The following is a 23,471-nucleotide window of genomic DNA, read 5'->3' as shown; positions in this document are numbered from 1 at the left end:
ATGGCCGAAGACGCCCAGGATGAAGTCCGCCCGTTCCGCATCGACGTCCCCGACGATGCGCTCGCCGATCTGGCCGAGCGGCTGGCGCGCACCCGGTGGCCGGACCCCGAATGCGTCGACGACTGGAGTCAGGGCATGCCGCTGTCCTACATCCGGGAGCTGGCCGGGTACTGGGCCGAGGGCTACGACTGGCGGGCCCGGGAAACCTTGCTGAACCGCTTCTCCCAGTTCAGTACGGACATCGACGATCTGAGCATCCATTTCGTCCACCAGCGCTCACCCCACCCGGACGCCCTGCCGCTGATCATCACGCATGGCTGGCCCGGGTCGATCGTCGAGTTCCAGAAGGTGATCGGGCCACTGACCGACCCCACCGCCCACGGCGGCCGGGCCGAGGACGCGTTCCACGTCGTCTGCCCGTCCCTGCCGGGGTACGGGTTCTCCGGCAAACCCACCAGCACGGGTTGGGGCATCGAGCGGATCGCGGCCGCCTGGGCCACCCTGATGCAGCGCCTGGGCTACACCGAGTACGGCGCGCAGGGCGGGGATTGGGGCGCGGCGGTCACCACCCAGCTCGGGCGCACCGCCGGTGCCGACGGCAGCGGCAACGGCTGCATCGCCATTCACACCAACATGCCGATCGGCCGGCCCACCGAGGGGAGCCTGAAGAACCCGACCGAGGAGGACCGGCAGGCCTTCGCGGCGATGAAGCACTACAACAAGTGGGACTCCGGTTACTCGAAACAACAGTCGACCCGGCCGCAGACCCTCGGCTACGGTCTGGTCGATTCTCCGGTCGCCCAGCTGGCCTGGATCGTGGAGAAATTCTGGTCCTGGACGGACTGCGACGGGCACCCGGAGAACGTGCTCAGCCGGGACGAGTTGCTCGACAACGTGATGGTGTACTGGCTGACCGGATCCGGGGCGTCCTCGGCGCGGCTCTACTGGGAGAGCTTCCGGGCGTTCGGGCAGGGCGAGTCGGTGGCCGTGCCGACCGGCGTCGCGGCCTTCCCGAAGGAGATCCTGCGGTCCCCGCGTCCGTGGTGCGAGCCGCACTACAACATCACCCGGTGGACCACGATGCCGCGCGGTGGGCACTTCGCCGCGTTCGAACAACCCGAACTGTTCGTCGAGGATGTCCGGGCGTTCTTCGCGACGGTACGGGACTAGCCGGGACGTCTTGCCGTGCGGCGGTCACCGATGATCCGGTAACCCCCGTAAAGCGTTGCGGCGACAAAGAAATTCACGAAGTACGCGATGTCGGCGCCATGCCAGGCGGCGGCAACCGGCCCCTGGATGAGCGAGGTGTTCATGAACGGCATGGCCGCGGCGTAGGAGAGCACGAAGACCACCAGCGCGGCGACGGCGTGCCGGCGCGGCGTGACGGCGGCCGCGACGTCGACGAAAAGGTCGGTCGCGCGGCGGGTCCGCAGCACCCAGTCGATGACGATGATCGCCACGAACGCCGGGATCCAGTACCCGATGAGCAGGAGGACGTCGAGGAACCGGGTGGCGGTGTCGGCGCTGTGTAGCCACAGGATGAGGAAGAAGGCCAGCACGGTGACCAGCACGGCCGACACCGGGCGGCGCACCCGCACCCCCAGGGTCTGCAGGGCCAGCGAGCCGCTGTAGTCGTTCATGACGCCGGACCCGACCGAGGCCAGCGCGATGACCAGCAACGCCAGCGCGCCCAGCGCCCCGCCGCCCATCACCTCGCGCACCCCCTCGGCGGTGTGATCACCGATCGCCCCGGCGCCGGCGATCCCGATGGCCTGCACGAAGATGTAGGCCAGCACGATCCCGCCGAACGTGTACCCGAAGACGCGCGCCTGCGACGAGTCGACCGGCAGGTAGCGGCTGAAGTCCGCGGCGTAGCTGGCCCAGGAAATGGTGAGGCTGAGCGCGACCGTCACTTCGAGGACGAAGGCGCCCACCAGATCCGCGCCGGTCAGCTGCGCCGGCGTGATGACGGGGTGGCCGCCGCCGGTGACGAGCTTGACCGCGAACACCACGAAGGTGGCGAACAGCACCACGGTCAGCACCGCCTGCAGCCGGTGGATGAGCTCGTAGCCGACGAAACCGACCGCGCCCTGCACCGCCAGCACGATCAGCACCGCCACCCAGAACGGTATGCCGAGCAGCAGTGCGAGCGCCTGCCCGCCGAACAGTCCGACCAGGGCGTCCCAGGCGATCGAGGACAGCCACTGCAACGCCGCCGGCAGGGGCACACCGGGGCCGAACGCCATCCGCGCGGTGGGCAGCTGGGCGGTGCCGGTGCGCGGTCCCCAGGTGGACAGGTAGGCGACCACCAGCGCGCCCAGGACGGTGCCGATCACCATCGCCAGCAAGCCGAGCCAGAAGCCGAGACCGAGCAGGATGGCCAGGGTGCCGGTGAAGACGCCGGTCATGTTCACCTGGGGTGCGAACCACACGGTGAACAACCGCGCCGGCGTCCCGTATCGGCTCTCCCGGGCCACCGGGGCGATCCCGTGTGTCTCCACGGACAGGTCGCCGGCCCCGGACGGGGACCGACCGCTGAAGGACGGCGACGTCAACGCGTGGTTCGCCGGTTTCGGATTCGATGGCTGAGAGGCCCTTGTCGCACCGCCGGTCATGCGAGTATTCGATCACGCCCCACCGGGTGTGACCCGGTCGCCCGCTTCCGATGGCCGTGCAGGTCACACATCGGCGCAGCGGATTCTGTCCCCGAGGGCGGAGAAACCTATGGATTCCATTGTCGGAATGTAAATTCGTTGCGGAATCGCTTGCGCAGGGCGCTTCGATCCGCGATTGTTTACTCACACGGACCGCAATCTCGAGAGAGGCCCGACCCTGACCGGCACCAACACCACCGCCGCAGACCACACCACCGGCGAGCACGGGGGCACCATCCGCAAGGGTGACCCCGTGATCGAGATCGACCATGTGGTCAAACGCTTCGACGACTATGTCGCGGTGGCAGACGCGGACTTCACCATCGCCCAGGGCGAGTTCTTCTCCATGCTCGGCCCCTCGGGGTGTGGCAAGACGACGACGCTGCGGATGATCGCCGGCTTCGAGACCCCGACCGAGGGAGCGATCCGCCTTGAGGGCGTCGACGTGTCCCGGGTATCCCCGCACAAGCGCAACGTCAACACCGTCTTCCAGCATTACGCGTTGTTCCCGCACATGACGGTCTGGGACAACATCGCCTACGGCCCGCGCAGCATGAAGATCGACAAGACCAAGGGCAAAGGCGAGGTCAAACGCCGGGTCGACGAGATCATCGAGACCGTGCGGCTCACCGACTTCGCCAAGCGCAAGCCCGGCCAGCTCTCCGGCGGCCAGCAGCAGCGCGTCGCCCTGGCCCGCGCGCTGGTGAACTACCCCAGCGCCCTGCTGCTCGACGAACCGCTCGGCGCGCTGGACCTGAAGCTGCGTCATGCGATGCAGTTCGAACTGAAACGCATCCAGCGCGAGGTGGGGATCACCTTCATCTACGTGACCCACGATCAGGAAGAGGCGCTGACGATGAGTGACCGCATCGCGGTCATGAACGCCGGCAACGTCGAGCAGATCGGCAGCCCCACCGACATCTACGACCGGCCCGCGACCGTGTTCGTCGCCGGCTTCATCGGCCAGGCGAACCTGTGGCCCGGCCGGCAGACCGGCCGCACCAACCGAGACTTCGTGGAGATCGAGGTGCTCGGCACGAAGCTCAAGTCGCGTCCCGGTGAGACGACCATCGAGCCCGGCGGGCACGCCACCCTGATGATCCGACCGGAACGGGTCCGGGTGTCCACCGACCCACCGACCGGCGATCTGGCTGTGGTTCGCGGCACCGTGCGCGACCTCACCTTCCAGGGGCCGGTGGTGCGGCTCTCGGTCACCGCCCCCGACGACTCGACCATCGTCGCGCACGTCGGGCCGGAACAGAATCTGCCGCTGCTGCGGCCGGGTGACGAGGTCTACACCCACTGGTCGCCGGAGGCCTCCCTGGTGCTGCCCGCCGCCGACATCCCCACCACCGAGGATCTCGAGGAGATGCTCGACGAGTCCTGACCGACCCGGACCCCGCGAACTGAGCTTCTCCGCCAACACTTGACGAAAGGCCCCGAATGTCCAACGAGATCGACCCCCGACTGCTGTCCCGCCTGGCCGCCAACCGCACCAGCCGGCGCCGGTTCATCGGCGGCAGCGCGGCGGCCGCCGCGGCCGCAGTGCTGGGCTCCTCGTTCCTGGCCGCCTGCGGATCCGACGGCGGCAGCTCGTCGGATACCTCCTCCGCCGCGCAGGACGAAGCTCTGCTGCGGGTCTCGAACTGGCCGCTGTACATGGCCGACGGTTTCGTCGCAGCCTTCCAGACGGCGTCCGGCATCACGGTGGACTACAAGGAAGATTTCAACGACAACGAGCAGTGGTTCGCCAAGGTGAAGGAGCCGCTGTCACGTAAGCAGGACATCGGCACCGACCTGGTGGTGCCCACCGAGTTCATGGCCGCCCGCGTGAAGGGGCTGGGCTGGCTCAACGAGATCAGCGAATCGGGTGTGCCCAACCGCAAGAACCTGCGGGCCGACCTGCTCGATTCGCAGGTCGATCCGGGCCGGAAGTTCACCGCGCCCTACATGACCGGCATGGTCGGCCTGGCCTACAACCGCGCCGCGACCGGTCGTGACATCAGGACCATCGACGATCTGTGGGATCCCGCCTTCAAGGGCCGGGTCAGCCTGTTCTCCGACGTCCAGGACGGCCTGGGCATGATCATGCTGTCCCAGGGCAACTCGCCGGAGAACCCGACGACCGAGAGCATCCAGAAGGCCGTTGATCTGGTCCGGGAGCAGAAGGACCGGGGGCAGATCCGCCGCTTCACCGGCAATGACTACGCCGACGATCTGGCCGCCGGGAACATCGCTGTGGCACAGGCCTATTCGGGTGACGTGGTGCAGTTGCAGGCCGACAACCCGGACCTGCAGTTCATCGTCCCGGAGTCCGGCGGCGACTGGTTCATCGACACCATGGTGGTCCCGTACACCACCCGCAACCAGAAGGGCGCCGAGGCCTGGATCGACTACATCTACGACCGGGCCAACTACGCCAAGCTGGTCGCCTACACCCAGTTCGTCGGGGTGCTCTCGGACATGACCGACGAACTGGCCAAGGTCGATCCCGCGGCCGCCGCGAACCCGTTGATCAACCCGACGCCGGAGGTGCAGGCGCAGCTGAAGTCGTGGGCACCGCTGACCGACGAGCAGACGCAGGAATTCAACACCATGTTCGCCGCTGTCACCGGTGGCTAGGTCGGTGGCACAGCGAACGCAGGGAGCATAAATGGCCGGAGTCGCAACCAGCAGCCGGCAGCGGAGCAAGATCGCGCCGTATTTGATGATCTTGCCCGCGCTGGCCTATCTCGCCATTTTCTTCGTGGTGCCGTTCTTTTCGTTGGCGCGCACCTCGCTGTCGACGTCCGGCGGGTCGGTGTACCTGCCGACGCTGACCTTCGACTGGAAGTTCTCCAACTTCATCGATGCGTTCGTGCTGTACCAGGACCAGATTCTGCGGTCCTTCGGGTATGCGCTGGCGGCCACCGTGCTCTGCCTGCTGCTGGCCTTCCCGCTGGCCTATGTCATCGCCTTCAAGGCCGGCCGCTTCAAGAACCTGATCCTCGGGTTGGTGATCCTGCCGTTCTTCGTCACGTTCCTGATCCGGACCATCGCCTGGAAAACGATCCTGGCCGACGAGGGCTGGGTGGTCACCGCATTGGGCAGCATCGGCCTGCTCCCCGATGAGGGACGGCTGCTCTCGACGAGTTGGGCGGTGATCGGCGGACTGACCTACAACTGGATCATCTTCATGATCCTGCCGCTCTACGTCAGCCTGGAGAAGATCGACCCGCGTCTGCTGGAAGCCTCCCGGGACCTGTATTCCGGTGGCGCACGCAGCTTTCGGAAGGTGATCCTGCCGCTGGCGATGCCGGGCGCCCTGGCGGGCAGCCTGCTGGTGTTCATCCCGGCGGTCGGTGACTTCATCAATGCCGACTATCTGGGTAGCACCCAGACCACCATGATCGGCAACGTGATTCAGAAGCAGTTCCTGGTGGTCAAGGACTACCCGGCCGCGGCCGCGCTCAGCCTCGGCTTGATGGGCCTGATCCTGGTCGGCGTGCTGATGTACACCCGCGCCCTGGGCACGGAGGACCTGGTATGACGACCACCGCCGCCCGGCCGGCCCCCCGCCCGGCCGGAGCCAAACCGGTGAAGGCCCGGCCCAAGTGGGGCGATTACTCGCTGCGGATCGTCGCCGGACTGGTGCTGCTGTACCTGTTCGTGCCGATCCTGGTCATCATCCTGTTCTCGTTCAACAAGCCGGCAGGCAAGTTCAACTACACCTGGCAGGGCTTCACCCTGGAAAACTGGGCGGACCCGTTCAAGTACCCGGCGCTCACCGAGGCACTCAAGCTCAGCCTCAACGTCGCCTTCGTATCCACCGCCATCGCCCTGGTGCTCGGCACCCTGTTGGCCGTCGCGCTGGTGCGCCAACGGTTCCGGGGCTACAAGGCGGTGGACACCTTCATGGTGCTGCCGTTGACCGCACCCGAGGTGGTGATGGGCGCCTCGCTGCTCACCCTGTTCCTGGACCTGTCCTGGAACACCGGGTACGTCACCATCCTGATCGCACACGTGGCGTTCGAGGTCAGCTTCATCGCGATGACGGTGCGGGCCCGGGTGCGCGGCTTCGACTGGACCCTGGAGGACGCGTCGCTGGACCTGGGCGCGAGCCCGACCCGGACCTTCTTCAAGGTGACGCTGCCGCTGATCGTGCCGGGCATCATCGCCGCAGCCATGTTGTCCTTCGCGCTGTCGCTCGACGACTTCATCGTCACCTACTTCGTCAGCGGCTCCACGGTCACTTACCCGCTGTATGTGAACGCGGCGGTCAAGGCCGCGGTGCCACCGCAGATCAATGTGCTGGCCACCGCGATTCTGGTGGCGAGTCTGCTGCTACTGGCGGTCGGAACGCTATACCGGCGCAAGAAGATCGACGCCTGAGCTTCGGTCAGGTCCGCACCGGCTCCGACCGGTTCCCGCGCACCCGTGGCCTCAGCGGGTGCGCTCCGGGAACGGGTCGTTGCCGAAGTCGATCTGGGCGGCCGGGTTGCTGACCGCGGTCACCATCCCGGAACCGATGGCGCCCTCGCTGTCGAACAAGGTGGCGGTGCCCACCGCGATTCCGGCGGCCGCCCAGTGCGAATCGGCCTGCACACCTATCCACTCGTCGCGGGGCAACCGGGCCAGCGCCACCGTGAGGTCGCCGTTGATGTAGCCGACCCCGGCGGTGCCGAGGTTGGTGACCAGACTGGTGCCCTCGGCCGCCATCGCGGCGCGCACGAACGGCGAATTGGGCTGTCCGTCCACCACGTCGATGGTGCGGTTGAGGAAGCGCTTCCGGGAGGCGTTCTGGTGGTCGGCGATGGCATCGCTCCAGCCGGCCTCGTCGCTGCCGATGGCGATCCCCCGGCTCTCGTCACGATCGGCGGGCCCGACGAACGTCGCCGGGGCCACCCACTCCTGGCCGCGGGGCGGCTCGGACAGCCGGTACTGCACCAGGGTGGCCCGCACCACCGTCACCCCGTCCTGCACCAGCTCGCACTCGGCGTTGCGTACCCGGCGCCCGTCGCGCACCAGGGCCAGCTTGGTGTGCGTGGGAACCCCGCGGGCCGCCTTGAACAGATCCACGGTCAGCCGGGACGGCAGGAACTCCGGGTCGCCGAAGCTCTCCTCCAGCGTCCGCGCCACCAACCCGACCAGGGCCGGACCGTTGAGGTGGTCGGGGCCCCAGTGGCTCTGCGCGTAGGCGCTGGGCAGGAAGGTGTCCTGCTCGGTCTGGGTGAAGTGGAACGGGCGCGCACTCATTTGCGCATCGTCGCACAGTGCCAACCGGGCCTGGCGGCCGCCGCCATCCGGGGCACGACGATGCCGTGGTCGTCGGCGTACACGATCGCCCGGGATACGAGGCGTGTGTGCGGGTGCCGTACCGCCAGGAACGGCGAATCATGTTGGGTGAAAGGACCGTTCAGCGCGCGCCGGCAAGCAGGTCGTCGGCGGGCTGGTCCCAGTGGTCCAGGCTGACCGCATGGGTGAGCGGGCGGCGCCGTAGCTTGCCGTGCCGGCCCTTCGGCCACCCGATGACGATGTGCCCGCCGAGCATCCAGTCCTCCGGTACCCCCACCGCCTCGCGCAGCAGCGCCTCCCCGCCGTAGGAGGCCCAGCTGGTCAGACAGGCGCCCAGGCCCTGCGCGCGGGCGGCGAGCAGGAAGTTCTGCATCGCCGGGAAGATGGATGCGCCCAGCAGCAGATCCGAGGCCGTCGGGAATCGTTTCTGGACGAAGAGCACCGAGGTGAACTCCTGGGCCCGGTCGTGCAGCTCGTAGGTCGCCCGGTTGTTGCGGGCGATCAGGTCGGTTTCCTGCTCGGTCGGTCTGCTCATCCCGTAGACCGGCTCGATGGCCTCCAGCGCCAGCCGCGCGGCCGCGGCGACCACTTTGCGCAACTCGGGTGAACGCAGCACGACGAACCGCCAGGCTTGTGCGTTCGCCCCGGAAGGGGCCCAGGTGGCGGCTTCCAGGCAGCGGGCCAGGGTTGCGTCGTCGACAGGCTCGTCGGTGAAACGGCGGATCGTCCGCGCCGTCGACAACACCTCCCAGATGTCACTGCTCGCACTCGCCATGTCGGCACCCTAGCGTGCGCTCATCCCATCGTGGCGGCGCCCGCCGCCGTCAGCACCTCCACGGCCTGTTTGCGGGGCATCGAGCCCAGCACCTGTGCGGCGGCCTTCATCACGTCGCCGACCAACACGGTGGGGCCGTTCCCGAGGTTGTCCAGCGCCTCGGCGAACACCATGTCGAAGGCGCGGCGAAGTGGTGGCACAACCGCATCGGAGCCATGCAATTGCGCTGCGCCATCGCCTCGGCGGCGGCCAGCGGACTCGTCAGGAACGGTGCGTACCGTGGATCGGCTCCCGCGCAGTACACCAGGGTGCCGATCTCGAGGTCCTCGGTGGCCTCGGGGATCTGGGCGGCGGCGGATTCTTCGGCGAGATCGATTGCCAGCGTTCGCGTCTGGATACCGGTCCGACTTCGGATAGTCCGCACGCCCGAATCTCGGGGCCGGGCCCTGCATTCGGTGCCGACCGCCCGTCTGCAGCTTTCGGCGGTGCCGGGAATCGCCAACACCCACAAGGTGTTCCGGGTGAACTTCGACGACGCCCCGGGGCGGAGATTGGGTGCCGCCGGGGACCAGTCCGTCGCCGCACTGCACGACGACGTGCTGGTGCTGGCTGCCGCGGATGCACTCGGTGCCGCGCAGTCGCTGCTGGACACGGCCATCGGGTACGCCAAGGACCGCCGCCAGATCGGCGGCCCATCGGGAGCTTTCATGCGGTCCAGCAGTTGTGCGGCGGCATGTTCCAGACCGTCGAGCTGGGCCGCGGCAGCGTGCTGCGGGCACTGTGGTGTTCGGCGCCCGGGATATGCAATACCCCGCCGGTTCAAGGCGAGGTCGTAGAATCGGTGGTTCCTACCGGATTCGGACACGAGAGCAGGGAGTTGATGGCCGGCCAACCGTCAGGCTCCCCGGATTCGCGCCGGATCGAGATCCTGCAGACCGCCAACGACGTGATCGCCGAATCGGGACTGCGGACCTCGCTACAGCAGATCGCCGAGGCGGCGGGCATCCTCGCAGGCAGCCTCTATCACCATTTCGAATCCAAGGAGGCCATCCTCGTCGAGTTGATCCGGCGCTACCACGCGGCGCTGGACCTCGTCGGCGAGCAGGCGCTGCGCGGGCTCGACTCCCCTGACCCGCGCCCGATAGAAGAGCAGATCGTCGGCCTGGGCCGCGCCATTGCGCGGTGTGCGGTGGCGCATCGCGCCGCGCTGCAGATGTCGTTCTACGAAGGCCCCAGTTCGGACCCCGAGCTGATCGAACTGACCAAGCAGCGGCCGGCCGGGATCCAGTCCGCCATGCTGCAGCTGCTGCGCGCGGGCCGCTGCAGCGGCTCCATCAGGCCCGAGATGGATCTACCCACGCTGGCCGACCGGATCTGCCAGAGCATGTTGCATGTCGGGCTCGACGTGATCCGGCACAAAGGCAGCAGCGACCAGGTGGCCGGCCTGCTGTGCCGCATCCATCTGCACGGGCTGGCCAGTCACGAACTCACCGACGCACAACTGGATCGTTCGGCCGCGTTCGCAACCGCCGACGAGGTGGTCAAGAGTTGGTCGGAGAACGCCGAACCGGCCGGCAGCGACAAGGCCGCACACGTCCGTGCCGTTGCGCGCAGCGAATTCGGCAGGCGTGGCTACGAGATGACCACCATCCGCGATATCGCTTCGGCGGCCGGGATGGGCACCGGGACCGTATACCGGATCATCGGGTCGAAGGACGAACTGCTGATGTCGATCATGCTTGCCTTCGGCCACAAGGTCGGCGGCGGTTGGAGCGCGGTGTTGGGTACGGACTCCACGCCGCTGGAGAAGTTGGATGCGCTGAGCTGGCTCAATATCAATGCACTGGACCAGTTCCCGGACGAGTTCCGGATTCAGTTGGCCTGGATGCGACAGTCCCCGCCCGATGTCGCGGACCCCGGCTGGTCGTTCTCGACCCGGGTGCGGCAGATGAAGACGATGCTCTCCGAGGGCATTCGCTCCGGGGAGATCCGGGTCGACAGCCCGAACGCGGACCTGCTGGCCCGCGGTGTGATCGGTGTGCAGTGGATCCCGGAGAACATCCTGCGTGAACTGGGATCCGACCGTGCCCTCACCCATTCCCGGGACACCGTGATCCGTGGCGTGGCCGTTCGGGATTAGCTTGTCCTGGTCAGCTGCAACGGCATTCGGATCGCCACCGACCTGTTGATGCCGCACGCCTCGCTCGGCTCCACGGTCTCGCTCCATCCGGTCAGCACGGACGCGTTGTAGTCGTTGGTGCGGGCCGGCCAGAAGGTCAGGTCTCTGCGGGTCGACGCCGCCCCGCTCGAGACACCGTGCTGCGCGGTGTCGCCCGCCGACCGTGAAACCCGTCCGTTTTCAACCGCTCGCCGACGCCGCGCGGGCGGGTAGGTTCGCAGGTATGAGCACCGGTGGATTCGATCCGTACCCGAGTACCTACAGCGCCGCCGGCGGGAAGCCCGGCGGCCTCGCCCGCCGCTTCTTCGCCCGCGTCATCGACGGGATCCTCATCGGCATCGTCGCATTCGTGTTGGCGTTCTTCACCGACACACTGTCCAACATCTGGGTGACCGGACTGTTCACCGGTCTGCTCACCTTCATCTACTTCGTCGCCTTCGAGGTCGCTCAGGGCTCGACCCCGGGCAAGAAGATCCTCGGGCTGTCCGTGCACGGCCCCGGCGGGGCGAAACCCACACTGCGGCAGTCGGCGATCCGCAATGCGTTCACACTGTTGCCCATCATCCCGTTGATCGGCGGCCTGCTCGGTGTCATCGCCATCCTGGTGATCGCGGTGACCATCAGCGGCAGCGCGACCAAGCAGGGCAAGCACGATGAACTCGCCGGGGGTACCCAGGTCCTCAGATGAACAGATCGAGCACCAGGACGGTCGTCATCGAGCGGCTGATCGGCGGTCATCTTCGTGATGTTCGCCGTCGGGTGGAAGTCGTCCGCGTCGGCGAACGGAATCAATCGTCATAGCATTTCAAGCAGAGCACGAAAAGATCTGCTCATATGTGGTGTCCATGGGCCATGACAGGATGTATCCGTGGCATCTACGTCCAATGTCAGCGTGCTGCATGAGAACGTGCTGACCGCGTTGGGCACCGCCGTGGTGTCCGGCAGATACCCCGCCGGGCAGGTGATAAACCTGGAGCACGTCAGCGCCGAGCACGACGTCTCCCGCAGCGTCGCGCGCGAAGCCGTGCGCGTCCTCGAGTCCATGGGCATGGTGGCCTCCCGGCGTCGGGTGGGCATCACCATCCAACCGCCGGAGAACTGGAATGTCTTCGACCCCAGGCTCATCCGATGGCGACTGGACTCCGGCGACCGTGCCGCCCAACTCGTCTCGCTCTCCGAACTACGCCGCGGATTCGAGCCTGCCGCCGCCGCGCAGGCGGCGCGGCGGGCCGACCCGCACCAGTGCCGCATCATGGCGGCCGCCGTGTCGGACATGGTGATGCACGGGCGCTCCGGCGATCTGGAGTCATACCTGCAGGCGGACAAGGTGTTTCACCGCACCCTGCTGGAAGCCAGCGGCAACGAGATGTTCCGGGCCCTCTACGCGGTGGTGGCCGAGGTGCTGGCCGGCCGCACTCACCACGGCATGATGCCGGCCGCGCCCAACCCGGCGGCCATCGCGCTGCACGACGAGGTGGCCCGGTCCATCCGCCTGCGTGACGCCGATGGCGCCGAACGTGCCATGCGGTCGATCATCGACGAGGCCGCCTCGGCGGTCGCCGATGACGGCGGCGGTGATTGACTGTCGGCATGAGCCGACCCACCTCCATTGCCCGCCGCCTCTTCGATCGGCTCGAGCCGGTGCACGCGGTGACCTATTTCGCGCCGGAGGCACGTAGCGCACTCGAGGGCCTGGGCTACCGCGGCTTCTGGATGGGCTATTTCGCCGCGCGGTCCGCGCCATTGGGCCCGGTCGCGCCCGAAGTGGTCGCGGCGCTGTTCTACAATTTCGCCCCCTCGCGTGTCGCCAAGGTACTCCCCGCGGCCTGGGCGATCGCCACCCCGGACACGGTCCTGCAGGTTCGGGCGGACTCCGCGGTGGCCGCCCTGCACCGCTACGGGTTCACCGACACCGACGCCATCGCTGCGGCCGGCGAGTTGCTGGGCAAGGCGGCGCGGCACGCCCCGGCCGAGGGGCGGCCGCTGTTCGCCGCCAACCTGGCCCTGCCCTGGCCGGACGAGCCACTGGCCCGGTTGTGGCACGCAACCACCTTGCTACGGGAGCAGCGCGGCGACGGACACATCGCCGCGCTCAACGTGTTCGGCATCAGCGGCCGCCAATCCAACGTCCTGCACGCCGCCGCGGACCGGGTGCCGCAGGAGATGATCATGCGCAGCCGCGACTACGACGAGGAGCAATGGCAGCGTCACGTCACCGAACTCGCCGACCGCGGCCTGCTCGACGGCGCCGGGGCGCTGACCCCGGCCGGGGCCGCGCTCAAGGCCGAGCTCGAGGAGACCACAGATCGCTTGGCGCTCTCGGCATTCGACGTACTCGACGATGCGGAGTTGGGCACTCTGTTCGGCGCGCTCACCCCGTTGACCCGGTTGGTGGTCGCAGCCGGCGATGTACCCGCGAGCACCCCGATGGGCCTGGACCGCAGCGACCTGGACAACGACCGTCCCTGAGCGATCCCGCTACCGGGGTGCGTACATGATCAGCCCGACCCCGAGCAGGCAGACCAGTGCGCCCGAGATGTCCCAGCGGTCCGGCCGGAAGCCGTCGGCGACCATGCCCCAGATCAGCGAGCCGGCGACGAAGACACCGCCGTAGGCGGCGAGCACCCTGCCGAAGTTCGCGTCCGGCTGGAACGCGGCGACGAAACCGTAAGCGCCGAGGGCGATCACGCCCGCGCCCGCCCACAGCCAGCCCCGGTGTTCGCGCAAGCCCTGCCACACCAGCCAGGCTCCCCCGATCTCCAGGATCGCGGCCAGCACGAACAGCAACGTCGACTTGAGCACCATCACGCGCACCACCCTGCCCTAGGGCTGGTTGCGATTCCACTCCAGCCAGCCCACACCGGTCCGGCCGTCCGCGGTGGTGACCTTCGCCCAGGCCCGCGGGAACCGACTGACCCGACCGTCGGCCGAGGTGAGCAGCACCGGCGCGTGCCCCTGGATGTCGGCGTCCACCCGGACCCCGACGGGCGCCAGCGTCAACGAGGCCGCGGCCGGCAGATCGTCGGCGGCAAAAGCGTTTTCCGCGGTGACCGCGGTGAGTTCGACCAGCGGTTGTCCGTCCTGCTGGAGGTAGCCGATCCCGATCGGCGGCACACCGGGGATACGGATGTCCACTCCGTGCAGGTGGGTGCCGTCGTCGAGGTGCAGGGCGCTCCACGTCCAGTCCATGGCCCACCAGTCCCGCACACCCCAGGAATGATCGCGTTGACCGGGCACCGCGTCGAGCGGGTACACCCGGCCGTCCACGGTCGCCGTCCCCGTCACCGTGCAGGCGATCTCGTAGCGCGGGGTCAGCCGGTACTGGTACGGGGTGCTCACCGAGGTGAACTCCAGGTCCAGCCCCACCTCCACCGGCCGCCCGGATTCCCCGCGCAGCAGCCCGGCCGGATCGTCGTAGGCCTGGCCGTGGGCGCGCAGGGTCACCCGGTAGCTCTGCAGCGGCACGGTGGGCGACAGGCCCAGGTCGATCCCGTCGGCGCGCACCCGCGCCGGGTCCGCAGGCAGCGGGGCGGCCAGGTCATTGACCGCCACCGTGGGCATACCGGGTCCGCACAGCAGCGCATTGATCCAGGACCGCTCCTGGTTCGGGATCAGGCCGAGCCGCACCCAGCCGCCGAGACCCTGTGCGGGATCGACGAAATCGAAGTACCAGCTCTCATTCCAGAGTTCCTCGTCGGTGTGCGCGTGCGGGCCCTCGTCGGCCGGACTCGGGGCCAGCGGTTCCGGTGCCGCAGCTGCGGGCAACAGCGCCACCGCGTCGGTGTCCAGCACGTGGGCGCAGTGCCGGGCCAGCATCGTCATGAACATCGCGTCGCCGCGCTCGGTCTGCTCGACCAGCATCGAGGACACGATGGCCATCATCACCCCGAAGAAGCCGGCGCGGCGCACCCCGTCCCGGACGTCGTCCAGGGACAGCGGGGAATGCTCGCCCAGTGCCTCGTGATAGGCGCGCAGCAACGCGTCGTAGTGCGTGCGGCGCACCTCGTCGGGCAGCGCGCAGCCCATGAAGTACGCGACGTCGATCAGCGCGGACCCCCGGGTGACGGTCTGCCAATCCACCACCGTCAGCGCGCGATCCGCGCCCGGTTCGCCGAACAGCATGTTGTCCAGGCGGTAGTCGCCGTGCACCAGCCCCTGCACCGCGGCGGCCTCACCGGCCAGATACTCGTCGAAGACCTCCACCAGCCGTTCGCAGACCTGTCGGTGTTCCGGGGCGATCCGGTCACCGAAGCGCTCGGAGAACCCGGCCCACAGACCCGCCAGGAGCGCTTGGTTCACCGGCGACTCCCGGTTCAGCCAGGCCGCGTCGGCCAACGCGTCGTCGCCGAGCAGCGGGCCGTGTACCCGGCCCAGCTGGGACAGCGCCAGCAGCGCCTGTTCCGGTGTGGCGCCGCGGATCTCGTCGCCCACCGTGGCGGGCGCGGCGTCGCCGAGCAGCAGGTCGAACGCCCCGGTCTCCGGGTCGTAGGCGTGGTGATAGCAGGGCGCGAACGGGCCCTCCAAGCGGGGCGCGATCTCCGCGTAGAACCGGACCTCGCGTTCGTAGAGTCCCAGCGCGAGTCCGGTGCCCCGGCTGTTCGGGTCGGCGGCAGCGACCTTGAGCACGACAGTCGGCGGTCCGCTCTCGCCCTCGGCGTAGGTCAGCGTGACCCGGTAGCACTCGCTCATCTGGCCGGTGCCGATGCGCTCGAACTCGTGTCCGGTCACGGTGCCCGCGCCGAGCGCGGCGGTCAGCCAGTCGTTGGTGAGGTCTGTGGGGCGTTCGATGAGGGTGAGGTCCACAGAGGCAACCTAGCAGTGGCGCCAATCACACATGACAGGTGTCAACTAGCTGTGACACTCGCGGGGGGTGGGCGGCACATCCAGCGCCGGATTGCGGTCGAAGAACCCGAACGGCTTCAGCCAGAAGGACACCACGTCCACCGGCATGACCGGCCAGTCCTCCGGCCGGGTGGTGTGGTGGATGCCGAAGACGTACCACAGCACCACATCGGTGTTCTCGATCGGGCGATTGGCCTTGGTCCATTCGCCAAGCCCGGTGTCAGCTACCGACTGATTGACGAATTCCCCGGCGGGCCAGCGTTCCTCGGGATGGTTGGGGGTCACCCACAGCGTATGGCCGATGACGTTGGCGCGCCGCAACACCGGAGAATCGGCGTCGAACATCGCCGGCAGCGCGCCGGTGGGCACCAGCTTGTAGGACGGGTGGGTACCGAGACCGTTGACGACGTTGGTGTTCACCACCTTCCAGCCTCGCTGGGTGGAGAAGTCGACGTCCTGTTTGCCGTCCTCCTCGGTACGCAGCGCGACATTGCGGCTCACCATCGACAGGCCGTACGGATTGTCCGGCCCGGTCGGCTCGGCATAGGACTCGGACATGTAGACGGTGTTGTCGGTGCCGTCCACGTCCAGGTCGAGACGCGCCACCAGGAAATGCTGATGGAACGGCGCATAGGTGCGCTCGTCGACCAGGGTGCCGTTGGGGCTGGTTCGGCCGGCCGGCAGCGGCGTGGTCACCATGATGCCGGTGGCCCGCACCTCGCACTCGATGTTGCCGTCCTGGTACAGCCGCCAGTACACCAGGTACTCGTAATTGGCCACGGTGACGTGGAACGACACGGTCAGCCTGCGAATCCGGCGCACCTCGGCCCCCGAGTCGTGGTCGACGTGCTTCCACAGCACCGCCGCGTCCTCCTCGTGGATGCAGATCGCGTTGGCGATCGTGTACGGCTCGCCCTTGCTGTTGTGCAGGACCGCATCGAGGTAGCGGATCTCGCCCAGGCAGTCGCACCCCAGTTCCAGTGACTGGGTCATGAAACCCAGTCCCCACTCCCCGATGTCGAACGCGGTGCGCCGGTAGTGATCGACCGAGGAGTCGCGGTAGGGCACCACCATCTCCGCGAACGACATCCGGTGCGCGATCGAGCGTTCACGGTCGCCGTCCCGATAGCGGACGGTGTGCAGCGTCATCCCCTCGCGGTAATTGAATCCGATCCGCAGCGACCAGTTCTGCCAGCGCAGCAGGTTGCCCTCCAGCGTGAAGGACGGGCCATCGGGCTGGGTGATGTGCAGAGGTTTGAGCGGCTCCCGGCGCGATGCCGCACGGATGTGCTCGGGGATGTGGCGAGGCACGTATTCACCCATCACGGCTGGGGTTTCGATGCTGCCGGTGTCCTCGACGCGCAGCAGCTCCATGCTGTTGAGATCGATGACGCAGTGCAGTCCGCTGACCAGATGCGCGTACGGGTTCATCCCCGGCCCGTCCTTGAGCCAGGTGTCCGACCAGCCGAGCCGCCGGCCGCGGAACTCGTCGGGGATGACCGCGTCCCCGTAGGTCCAGGTGTCCACGAAGACCAAGTCGATATCGGTGATACCGCGGGCCGCCAGGGCCGCCAGGAAGTCCGGGTGACTGCGCAACATCTGGTCGCACTCGAGGAACTCGTCGACGGTGAAGTTGGGCTGGACGCCAGGGAGATGCTCGAACGAAACGGCGCGGCCCTCGGTCAGTGACACCACACTCTTGTAGGTGGCGTTGGCCGTGCGGTCCAGGCACACCACGACAGCACGCCGCGGCGGGGCGGCCCCGCCGGCCTCGAAGTCCGACAGCGCGGCCTTGTCCGGCTCCGCCAACTCGATGGAGGCGTACCGCCAGCCGTCTCCGACGCCGTGCTCACGGCCCAGGATCTCAGTGACCGCGGTGAATTCGTCGGGGCCGAGGGGATCCAGCGGGTGCACCATCGGACCAAACAACCACACCCGGGGCGGTGGCGCAGCGGTTCGGTCAAGCCGCTAACGCGCGGCCAGCGTGAACCCCTGCCAGGCCCGGCGCCGGTCGGCGTCGGGGTCGTAATGAAGCCGGGTCTGCCGATCGAACACCAGCACCGCGCGCATGCTCTCGTCGTGACGCGGCCAACCCTCGCCGGGACTGCCGGTGCGGCTGAACTCACCCCAACGGGCCTGCACCTCCCGGCTGACCCGGCGCGCCGAGGCGCGGTCACCGGCGGCGGTGAGCAGCCCACCGAGCCGGGTGCGGTAGATACCGAAGACCGCGAGCAGTTCGGTGGCGTGGGTGGCCCCCATGCCCGACATGTCCAGCAGGCGGGGCGCGTAGTCGTAGCGGTAGGTGTAGGTCGGGGCGTGGGCGCTGTGCGCGTGGGAGATGTCCCAGGCGGCGGTGCCGAAGGTGAAGTCCCCGCCCAGCCGGATACACGCCGCCTTGCTCGGATAGTCCGGATAGGCGGACACGATCCGGTCCCGGGTTTCGGGGCCGGCCGCGGCCAGCAGCGCCTCGATGCTGGCCTCGTCGGTGGGCAGCAGCTTCAGGAAGCGGGTGAACAACTTGCCCTCATCGGCGTTGGTGCCGACGATCAGCGGCACCCGGTGCGCATTGCCGGCGCGCATGGCCTCGACCGGGTCCTGCGGCAACATCTCGGTACCCCAGGTGGGCCCGACCGGGAAGGCGCCCGGCATGTCCTGGCCGCCGCGGATCACCAGTTCCCGCAGCGCCGCCACCAATTCGGCCGGGCGCGCGGACATCACGGCCGCGGCGCCGTCGCGCGCCGACGCGCCCAGCACCCCGGCGAACTGTTCGGCGAATGCGGCGGCGGTCTCCGGGCCGCTCTGCATCCCGCTGGCCGGGCTCTGCGAGATCGCCTGCGCGAAAAGGCCGCGCGCGGCGGGCACCGCGAGCAGGGTGGCCACCGCGTGCGCCCCGGCGCTCTCCCCGAAGATGGTGACGTTGTCCGGGTCGCCACCGAACACCGCGATGTTCTCCTGCACCCACTTCAGCGCCAGCACCAGATCGGCCAGGAAGAGGTTGCCGTCGATCGGGTGCTCCGGGGTGGACAGCGCCGACAGATCCAGGCAGCCCAGGGCGCCGAGTCGGTAGTTGACCGACACGAACACGCATCCGCGCCGGGCCAGCGCCACCCCGTCGTACACCGGGGTGGCCGAACTACCCAGGATGTAGCCGCCCCCGTGGATGAAGAACATCACCGGCAGCGGGCCGTCATCCTCGGGGGATTCCGGGGCCACCACATTGAGGGTCAGGCAGTCCTCGCTCATCGGCTGGTACTTGCCCACCCCGAGCAGCGTGTACATCCTGTCCTGCGGTGCGCAGTAGGTGAATCCGTGGCAGTACCGCACCCCGGGCCACGGCTCGGCGGGGACCGGCGCCCGGTAGCGCAGGGCGCCGACCGGGGGCTTGGCGTACGGGATCGACCGCCAGCGGTGCACGCCGTTGCGGGTGAATCCCTCGACGGTTCCGGTGTTGATGCGGACCCGGACGGTGTGTTCGTGCATAACGCCGACGTTAGCGAAGATCGGGCCGTTTGCCGCGCCTTGGCGGCACCGCGTCGCGGCCCGCTACCCTGGCCGAATGCGGTTGCTGCTGTTGGTGATGACATCTGCGCTGGTGGCGGGCTGCACACAGACCCTGGATTCCGAACAATCGACCGCGCGCACTCCCCTGTCGGTGGCCCCACCGACCGCGACGAGCGGCACCGGTGCGCCCGCCACGACCAGCTCGTCAGCACAGCCGTCCGGTGAGCTCAAGCCCGGCGCGGACATCGGCGCGGTCATCTCCTGGATCGAGGACGGCGAACCGGCCGCGCCCGAGGACTTCGGCACCGTCACCCGCGACGGCACCGGCACCGACCTCGACGGCGGTGTCGCCTTCACCACCGACACCGTCAACTGCATCAGCACGCCGAAGTACCGGGACGGGGCGCTGGCCTGCCTGGTGGACCTCGACGACCCCCCGCCGCGACCCGCCGACGTGTTCACCGTGTGGAAGGGCAACTGGGTCGACTTCGACGGCACCGCCGTGGAAATCGGTTCCCAGCGCGGCGATCCCGGCCCGTTCGTCGACGGCGAAGGGGCGGCGCTGACCGGTGATTCCTCGCTGGCATTCGGTGACTTCCGCTGCCGGTCCGACGCCGATGCGGTGTTGTGCGTCAACTACGCGGAGCGCTCCGCGGTCCGGATGGACGCCGACGGCGTCGACGGATTCGGTTGCCTGACCGAGTCGGCGGCGCCGCCCGGCATCGGCGTGCGGCTGTCCTGCTGAGACGGAGGGTCAGCGCCAGCCGTCGGCGGCCTTCGCCGCCGCCAGCAGCGCCTCGCACAACTGCCGCAACTCGGCGCCGACGACCCCCTCCTCGGCGGCGATCGACACGTCCTCGGCCGCGCATCTGACCTGGTAGATGCGATCGGACAGGTCGGCGGCCTCCTCGGCCGTCAGGACCACCGCGTCCGCGGCCACCGAGGTGCCCTTGACCTGGGCGCGTTGTTCATAGGCGCGCTGGCGGCAGGATTGGCGGCAATACTGGCGCCGCCTGCCCAATCCGGCGTCGGGCACTTCGCGGCCGCACCATCGGCACGGCTGGGGCCGGCTGCGCCGCCGCGTGGCGGACGACCTCGGCGCAGTGGATGTACCAGGCGTTGCGGAAGTCACGCGCCGACTGTAGACCGCCGGGCCGGAGGTGCCCAGCATCTGCCGTATCCTGGTGGATTGAGTCGGGAACTCGGCATAGCTCCGCCGCGTTGACAATCCGGACTGAAATGCGCGTTTTGAAGGGAAGTTGACGATGGCTGATCGTGTTCTGAGGGGTAGCCGGCTCGGTGCCGTGAGCTATGAGACCGACCGCAACCATGACTTGGCGCCCCGCCAGGTGGCGCGCTACCGCACCGATAACGGCGAAGAGTTCGAGGTGCCGTTCGCCGACGACGCCGAGATCCCCGGCACCTGGCCGTGCAAGAACGGCATGGAGGGCACGCTGATCGACGGCGACGTCCCCGAGCCGAAGAAGGTCAAGCCGCCGCGTACCCACTGGGACATGCTGCTGGAGCGGCGCTCGGTGGAAGAGCTCGAGGAACTGCTCAAGGAGCGCCTCGACATCATCAAGACCCGTCGGCGCGGCTGACACCGCCTGACCGAACCAGTCGAGCGTGCGTGTCCGGTATCCGGACCCGCACGCTCGTTTGTTTTCTGGGCGCTTACAGCGCCGGGCTGGATGGGCGCTTACAGCGCCGCGGGCCTCGTGCTGACTCCCCTGGCCCGGTCCAGCCGCCCCCGCATACCCCACTCGGCGACCTTGAACATCGCCTCGCGGATGTTGGATCCGCTCATCTTGGACACGCCCAACTCGCGTTCGGAGAACGTGATGGGCACCTCCACCACCGTGAACCCGGCGTTGATGGCCCGCCAGGTCAGGTCGATCTGGAAGCAGTAGCCCTTGGAGTCCACCGCGGACAGGTCGATCTTCTCCAGCACCTCCCGCCGGTAGGCGCGGTAGCCGGCGGTGATGTCGTTGATGTCGACCCCGAGCAGCACCCGGGAGTAGGTGTTCGCGGTACGGGACAGGGCCAGCCGGCGCCACGGCCAGTTGCGCACGGTGCCGCCGGGCACATACCGCGACCCGATCGCCAGATCCGCGCCGCCGTCCACGGCAGCCAGCAGACGGGGCAGTTCCTCCGGGGCGTGGCTACCGTCGGCGTCCATCTCGACCAGCACGGTGTACTCGCGGCTCAGCCCCCAGTCGAAGCCGGCCAGGTACGCCGCACCCAGGCCGTCCTTGCTGACCCGGTGCATGACGTGGATACGGTCGGGATCGGCCAGCGAGAGCTCGTCGGCCAGCTGGCCGGTGCCATCCGGGCTGCCGTCGTCGACGACGAGGATGTGCACGTCGGGTAGCGCAGCATGGACCCGCCCCACGATCAGCGGCAGGTTTTCCCGTTCGTTGTAGGTAGGGATGATCACCAGCGTGCGCCGGCTGGGCGACACCTGATCGCTCATGCTGTTCCCTCGTCCTCACTGCCCTCACCGGGCTGTTCCTGTTCGGTGAGCTCGTCCTGCGAGCCGTTTCGGGTGCGCGTTCCGGCCTTTTTGCGTACGCGCACGAACCTCCCATTGTGCAGCATGGCGGCGATCACACCGGCGAGGCCGAATCCCACCAGTACCCACTGCACCACCGGACCCCAGTCGGTGGCGAAGGTGATGTTCGATTTCAGCCGCACCGCGTTGTCCAGGTACGCCGGCTCGAAGAATTCCGTGCTGGACAGGGCGTGCCCGTCCGGCGCGATCACCGCGCTGATCCCGGTGGTCCCGGCGACCACGACGTACCGGTCGTGCTCGACGGCCCGCAGCCGGGCGAAGGCCAGCTGCTGGGCGCTCATGGCGGCGTCGAAGGTCGCGTTGTTCGTCGGTACCGCCAGCAGCTGGGCGCCGTTGCGCACGGAGTGCCGGACGGCGCGGTCGAAGATCACCTCCCAGCAGGTGGCCACACCGATCGGGATGCCCGCCGCCTGCACCACGCCGCTGCCTTCGCCGGGCTGGAAGTAGCCGGCCCGGTCCGCGTAGGAGGAGAAGCGTTTGAAGAAGCTGCGCCACGGCAGATACTCGCCGAACGGCTGCACGATGCGCTTGTCGTGCCGGTCCTGCGGCCCGGTCTCCGGCTCCCACACCAGCACCGTGTTCGTCGCGACCGGGGAGGAGCGGGTGTAACCGGGCGCGGCCAGCACGGTCCCCACCAGGATCGGCGCCTGGATGGCACGGGCGGCCTCCGAGATCGCGGCGGCGGCATCGGTGTTGCGCAACGGGTCGATATCGGAGGCGTTCTCCGGCCAGATCACCACCATCGGTTGCGGGGCCCGTCCGGCCCGCACGTCCTGGGCGAGGCGCAGCGTCTCGGCGACGTGGTTGTCCAGCACCGCCCGCCGCTGGGCGTTGAAGTCCAGCCCCAGCCGCGGCACATTGCCCTGGACGGCGGCCACCGTCACCGACGGGTGCTCACCGGCGCCCACCCCGGCCTGCCGCACCCCGGGCCACACCAGCGCGGTCGCGAGCAGCACCACACAGATGCACACCCCGGGCAGCACGGCCTCCGGCCGGGCGGCGTCCGACCCGGCGGCGGGATGCGTGCGCCGCCACCACAGCACCACCTCCAGCAGGAGCGCGGTCAGGCTGAACCCGACCAGCGCCACCGCGGCCGAGACCAGCGGCGCGCCACCGATCTGGGCTAGCGGCACCAGCGGCCCCTCGGCCTGCCCGTAGGCCACCACACCCCACGGGAACCCACCGAACGGCACACTCGATTTCAGCCACTCCGCAACCACCCATTCCGCGGCGAACCACACCGGCCAGCCGGGCAGACCGCGCACCAGCACGGCCAACAGCCCGAACACCGCCGGGAACAGCGCCTGCAGCAGGGACAACGCGAGCCACGGCCCGGTGCCGACCAGACCACCGATCCAGGGCAGCAGGGGCAGATAGAAGGCGAGCCCGAACAGCAGGCCGTATCCGAATCCGCCGGCCCGGGTGGTCTGGCTGCGGGTCAGCACCCATCCCAGCAGCGCCAGCGACGGGAACGCCGCCCACCACCAGCCGACCGGCGGGAAGCTCAGGTACATCAGCACACCGCCGGTCAGCGACGCCGCGAGCCGGATCAGCCGGACGGTCAGCGCCTGCCCGGCGGCGCGCAGGAATCGGATCGCCCGGCCGTCGGGGGTGACCTGCTGCTCGGACACCTCGGCGTCGGCGTCAGCGTCGGGGGCGTCGACGTCAGGCATG

The 23,471-nt window shown here is 68.6% G+C and carries 22 protein-coding genes and 2 pseudogenes; 12 read left to right on the top strand and 12 right to left on the bottom strand.

Annotation, left to right across the window (positions count from 1 at the left end; genetic code table 11):
* Positions 1–1,170, top strand: a complete 1,170-nt coding sequence (locus tag K0O62_RS14735; RefSeq protein ID WP_073855108.1) for an epoxide hydrolase family protein — start codon at positions 1–3, stop codon at positions 1,168–1,170.
* Here K0O62_RS14735 and K0O62_RS14730 read toward each other — a convergent pair.
* Complete coding sequence (locus tag K0O62_RS14730) at positions 1,167–2,615, bottom strand: purine-cytosine permease family protein (protein WP_073855106.1); 1,449 nt, start codon at positions 2,613–2,615, stop codon at positions 1,167–1,169. The genes K0O62_RS14735 and K0O62_RS14730 overlap by 4 nt on opposite strands.
* 292 nt (positions 2,616–2,907) lie before the next feature.
* Between K0O62_RS14730 and K0O62_RS14725 the strand changes: the two genes are divergently transcribed.
* From K0O62_RS14725 to K0O62_RS14710, 4 genes are read left to right on the top strand one after another with little or no spacing between them, the layout of a single operon-like run.
* The gene (locus K0O62_RS14725) at positions 2,908–4,041 is read left to right on the top strand and encodes an ABC transporter ATP-binding protein (RefSeq protein WP_073855317.1); all 1,134 of its coding nucleotides are present in this window, start codon (positions 2,908–2,910) and stop codon (positions 4,039–4,041) included.
* Positions 4,042–4,097: 56 nt separating this feature from the next.
* A complete protein-coding gene (locus K0O62_RS14720; protein ID WP_073855104.1) occupies positions 4,098–5,276 on the top strand; it encodes a polyamine ABC transporter substrate-binding protein in 1,179 nt (392 codons plus the stop codon).
* A 31-nt stretch (positions 5,277–5,307) separates the two neighbouring features.
* Entirely contained in the window at positions 5,308–6,183 is an 876-nt protein-coding gene (locus K0O62_RS14715) for an ABC transporter permease (RefSeq protein ID WP_073855102.1), read from the top strand.
* Positions 6,180–7,025 carry an ABC transporter permease gene (locus tag K0O62_RS14710; RefSeq protein WP_073855100.1) on the top strand — a complete coding sequence of 282 codons (846 nt, stop codon included), beginning with the start codon at positions 6,180–6,182 and terminating at the stop codon, positions 7,023–7,025. The genes K0O62_RS14715 and K0O62_RS14710 overlap by 4 nt, the downstream gene beginning before the upstream one ends.
* Positions 7,026–7,076: 51 nt before the next feature.
* Here K0O62_RS14710 and K0O62_RS14705 read toward each other — a convergent pair whose 3' ends face one another.
* The 3 genes and pseudogenes from K0O62_RS14705 to K0O62_RS28690 all read right to left on the bottom strand — a co-directional run.
* Positions 7,077–7,889, bottom strand: coding sequence for an acyl-CoA thioesterase domain-containing protein (locus tag K0O62_RS14705; protein ID WP_073855098.1), 813 nt, complete (start codon positions 7,887–7,889; stop codon positions 7,077–7,079).
* Between the two features lie 160 nt (positions 7,890–8,049).
* A complete protein-coding gene (locus tag K0O62_RS14700) occupies positions 8,050–8,703 on the bottom strand; it encodes a nitroreductase family protein (protein WP_073855096.1) in 654 nt (217 codons plus the stop codon).
* A 20-nt stretch (positions 8,704–8,723) separates the two neighbouring features.
* Positions 8,724–9,118, bottom strand: a pseudogene (locus tag K0O62_RS28690) (SDR family NAD(P)-dependent oxidoreductase); the annotation flags it as partial.
* A gap of 40 nt (positions 9,119–9,158) precedes the next feature.
* Between K0O62_RS28690 and K0O62_RS14690 the strand changes: the two are divergent.
* The 3 genes from K0O62_RS14690 to K0O62_RS14680 all read left to right on the top strand — a co-directional run bounded on the left by K0O62_RS14690 (position 9,159) and on the right by K0O62_RS14680 (position 11,570).
* On the top strand, positions 9,159–9,539 hold the full coding sequence (locus K0O62_RS14690) for a hypothetical protein (RefSeq protein WP_073855094.1): 381 nt from the start codon (positions 9,159–9,161) through the stop codon (positions 9,537–9,539).
* Positions 9,540–9,583: 44 nt separating this feature from the next.
* Positions 9,584–10,843, top strand: a complete 1,260-nt coding sequence (locus K0O62_RS14685; protein WP_073855092.1) for a TetR/AcrR family transcriptional regulator — start codon at positions 9,584–9,586, stop codon at positions 10,841–10,843.
* A 262-nt stretch (positions 10,844–11,105) separates the two neighbouring features.
* A complete protein-coding gene (locus K0O62_RS14680) occupies positions 11,106–11,570 on the top strand; it encodes an RDD family protein (protein WP_073855090.1) in 465 nt (154 codons plus the stop codon).
* 20 nt (positions 11,571–11,590) lie between these two features.
* Here the strand turns inward: K0O62_RS14680 and K0O62_RS28685 are convergent.
* Positions 11,591–11,674, bottom strand: a pseudogene (locus tag K0O62_RS28685) (gluconokinase); the annotation flags it as partial.
* A gap of 76 nt (positions 11,675–11,750) precedes the next feature.
* Here K0O62_RS28685 and K0O62_RS14675 point away from each other — a divergent pair.
* Together K0O62_RS14675 and K0O62_RS14670 are read left to right on the top strand one after the other, a co-directional pair.
* Entirely contained in the window at positions 11,751–12,464 is a 714-nt protein-coding gene (locus K0O62_RS14675) for a FadR/GntR family transcriptional regulator (RefSeq protein WP_073855088.1), read from the top strand.
* Between the two features lie 8 nt (positions 12,465–12,472).
* Positions 12,473–13,351 carry an SCO6745 family protein gene (locus K0O62_RS14670; RefSeq protein ID WP_073855086.1) on the top strand — a complete coding sequence of 293 codons (879 nt, stop codon included), beginning with the start codon at positions 12,473–12,475 and terminating at the stop codon, positions 13,349–13,351.
* A gap of 9 nt (positions 13,352–13,360) precedes the next feature.
* Here K0O62_RS14670 and K0O62_RS14665 read toward each other — a convergent pair whose 3' ends face one another.
* Genes K0O62_RS14665 through K0O62_RS14650 form a run of 4 tightly spaced genes read right to left on the bottom strand, consistent with a single transcriptional unit; the run spans position 13,361 to position 19,204 of the window.
* A complete protein-coding gene (locus K0O62_RS14665) occupies positions 13,361–13,687 on the bottom strand; it encodes a YnfA family protein (protein ID WP_073855316.1) in 327 nt (108 codons plus the stop codon).
* Between the two features lie 18 nt (positions 13,688–13,705).
* Positions 13,706–15,685, bottom strand: coding sequence for a DUF7064 domain-containing protein (locus K0O62_RS14660; protein WP_073855084.1), 1,980 nt, complete (start codon positions 15,683–15,685; stop codon positions 13,706–13,708).
* A gap of 45 nt (positions 15,686–15,730) precedes the next feature.
* Positions 15,731–17,641 carry a primary-amine oxidase gene (locus K0O62_RS14655; protein ID WP_205870613.1) on the bottom strand — a complete coding sequence of 637 codons (1,911 nt, stop codon included), beginning with the start codon at positions 17,639–17,641 and terminating at the stop codon, positions 15,731–15,733.
* Between the two features lie 51 nt (positions 17,642–17,692).
* Entirely contained in the window at positions 17,693–19,204 is a 1,512-nt protein-coding gene (locus tag K0O62_RS14650) for a carboxylesterase/lipase family protein (protein WP_073855081.1), read from the bottom strand.
* A gap of 76 nt (positions 19,205–19,280) precedes the next feature.
* On the opposite strand from K0O62_RS14650, the gene K0O62_RS14645 reads away from it, so the two are divergent.
* Positions 19,281–19,970, top strand: coding sequence for a hypothetical protein (locus K0O62_RS14645; protein ID WP_073855079.1), 690 nt, complete (start codon positions 19,281–19,283; stop codon positions 19,968–19,970).
* A 9-nt stretch (positions 19,971–19,979) separates the two neighbouring features.
* On the opposite strand, the gene K0O62_RS14640 is transcribed toward K0O62_RS14645, so the two are convergent.
* The gene (locus K0O62_RS14640) at positions 19,980–20,357 is read right to left on the bottom strand and encodes a hypothetical protein (RefSeq protein WP_073855315.1); all 378 of its coding nucleotides are present in this window, start codon (positions 20,355–20,357) and stop codon (positions 19,980–19,982) included.
* Positions 20,358–20,490: 133 nt separating this feature from the next.
* On the opposite strand from K0O62_RS14640, the gene K0O62_RS14635 reads away from it, so the two are divergent.
* Entirely contained in the window at positions 20,491–20,826 is a 336-nt protein-coding gene (locus K0O62_RS14635; protein WP_073855077.1) for an RNA polymerase-binding protein RbpA, read from the top strand.
* Positions 20,827–20,924: 98 nt separating this feature from the next.
* Here the strand turns inward: K0O62_RS14635 and K0O62_RS14630 are convergent, their stop codons facing one another.
* Positions 20,925–21,698 (bottom strand): polyprenol monophosphomannose synthase, encoded by a 774-nt coding sequence (locus K0O62_RS14630; RefSeq protein WP_073855075.1) that lies wholly within the window; start codon positions 21,696–21,698, stop codon positions 20,925–20,927.
* Entirely contained in the window at positions 21,695–23,470 is a 1,776-nt protein-coding gene (gene lnt, locus K0O62_RS14625; RefSeq protein ID WP_079244181.1) for an apolipoprotein N-acyltransferase, read from the bottom strand. The genes K0O62_RS14630 and lnt overlap by 4 nt, the downstream gene beginning before the upstream one ends.
* Position 23,471 lies beyond the last annotated feature (1 nt).

Source organism: Mycolicibacterium diernhoferi (assembly GCF_019456655.1).
In the GTDB taxonomy this organism is placed as follows: domain Bacteria; phylum Actinomycetota; class Actinomycetes; order Mycobacteriales; family Mycobacteriaceae; genus Mycobacterium; species Mycobacterium diernhoferi.
This window is presented reverse-complemented; position numbering and strand designations above follow the sequence as displayed.

Excerpts from the sequence above, each read along its gene's own strand:
- K0O62_RS14645 (WP_073855079.1), top strand. The coding sequence starts at position 19,281 with ATGCGGTTGCTGCTGTTGGTGATGACATCTGCGCTGGTGGCGGGCTGC.
- lnt (WP_079244181.1), bottom strand. The coding sequence starts at position 23,470 with ATGCCTGACGTCGACGCCCCCGACGCTGACGCCGACGCCGAGGTGTCC.
- K0O62_RS14710 (WP_073855100.1), top strand. The coding sequence starts at position 6,180 with ATGACGACCACCGCCGCCCGGCCGGCCCCCCGCCCGGCCGGAGCCAAA.
- K0O62_RS14685 (WP_073855092.1), top strand. The coding sequence starts at position 9,584 with ATGGCCGGCCAACCGTCAGGCTCCCCGGATTCGCGCCGGATCGAGATC.
- K0O62_RS14700 (WP_073855096.1), bottom strand. The coding sequence starts at position 8,703 with ATGGCGAGTGCGAGCAGTGACATCTGGGAGGTGTTGTCGACGGCGCGG.
- K0O62_RS14730 (WP_073855106.1), bottom strand. The coding sequence starts at position 2,615 with ATGACCGGCGGTGCGACAAGGGCCTCTCAGCCATCGAATCCGAAACCG.
- K0O62_RS14635 (WP_073855077.1), top strand. The coding sequence starts at position 20,491 with ATGGCTGATCGTGTTCTGAGGGGTAGCCGGCTCGGTGCCGTGAGCTAT.
- K0O62_RS14720 (WP_073855104.1), top strand. The coding sequence starts at position 4,098 with ATGTCCAACGAGATCGACCCCCGACTGCTGTCCCGCCTGGCCGCCAAC.
- K0O62_RS14705 (WP_073855098.1), bottom strand. The coding sequence starts at position 7,889 with ATGAGTGCGCGCCCGTTCCACTTCACCCAGACCGAGCAGGACACCTTC.
- K0O62_RS14650 (WP_073855081.1), bottom strand. The coding sequence starts at position 19,204 with ATGCACGAACACACCGTCCGGGTCCGCATCAACACCGGAACCGTCGAG.
- K0O62_RS14715 (WP_073855102.1), top strand. The coding sequence starts at position 5,308 with ATGGCCGGAGTCGCAACCAGCAGCCGGCAGCGGAGCAAGATCGCGCCG.
- K0O62_RS14655 (WP_205870613.1), bottom strand. The coding sequence starts at position 17,641 with ATGGTGCACCCGCTGGATCCCCTCGGCCCCGACGAATTCACCGCGGTC.
- K0O62_RS14665 (WP_073855316.1), bottom strand. The coding sequence starts at position 13,687 with ATGGTGCTCAAGTCGACGTTGCTGTTCGTGCTGGCCGCGATCCTGGAG.
- K0O62_RS14630 (WP_073855075.1), bottom strand. The coding sequence starts at position 21,698 with ATGAGCGATCAGGTGTCGCCCAGCCGGCGCACGCTGGTGATCATCCCT.
- K0O62_RS14735 (WP_073855108.1), top strand. The coding sequence starts at position 1 with ATGGCCGAAGACGCCCAGGATGAAGTCCGCCCGTTCCGCATCGACGTC.
- K0O62_RS14680 (WP_073855090.1), top strand. The coding sequence starts at position 11,106 with ATGAGCACCGGTGGATTCGATCCGTACCCGAGTACCTACAGCGCCGCC.
- K0O62_RS14670 (WP_073855086.1), top strand. The coding sequence starts at position 12,473 with ATGAGCCGACCCACCTCCATTGCCCGCCGCCTCTTCGATCGGCTCGAG.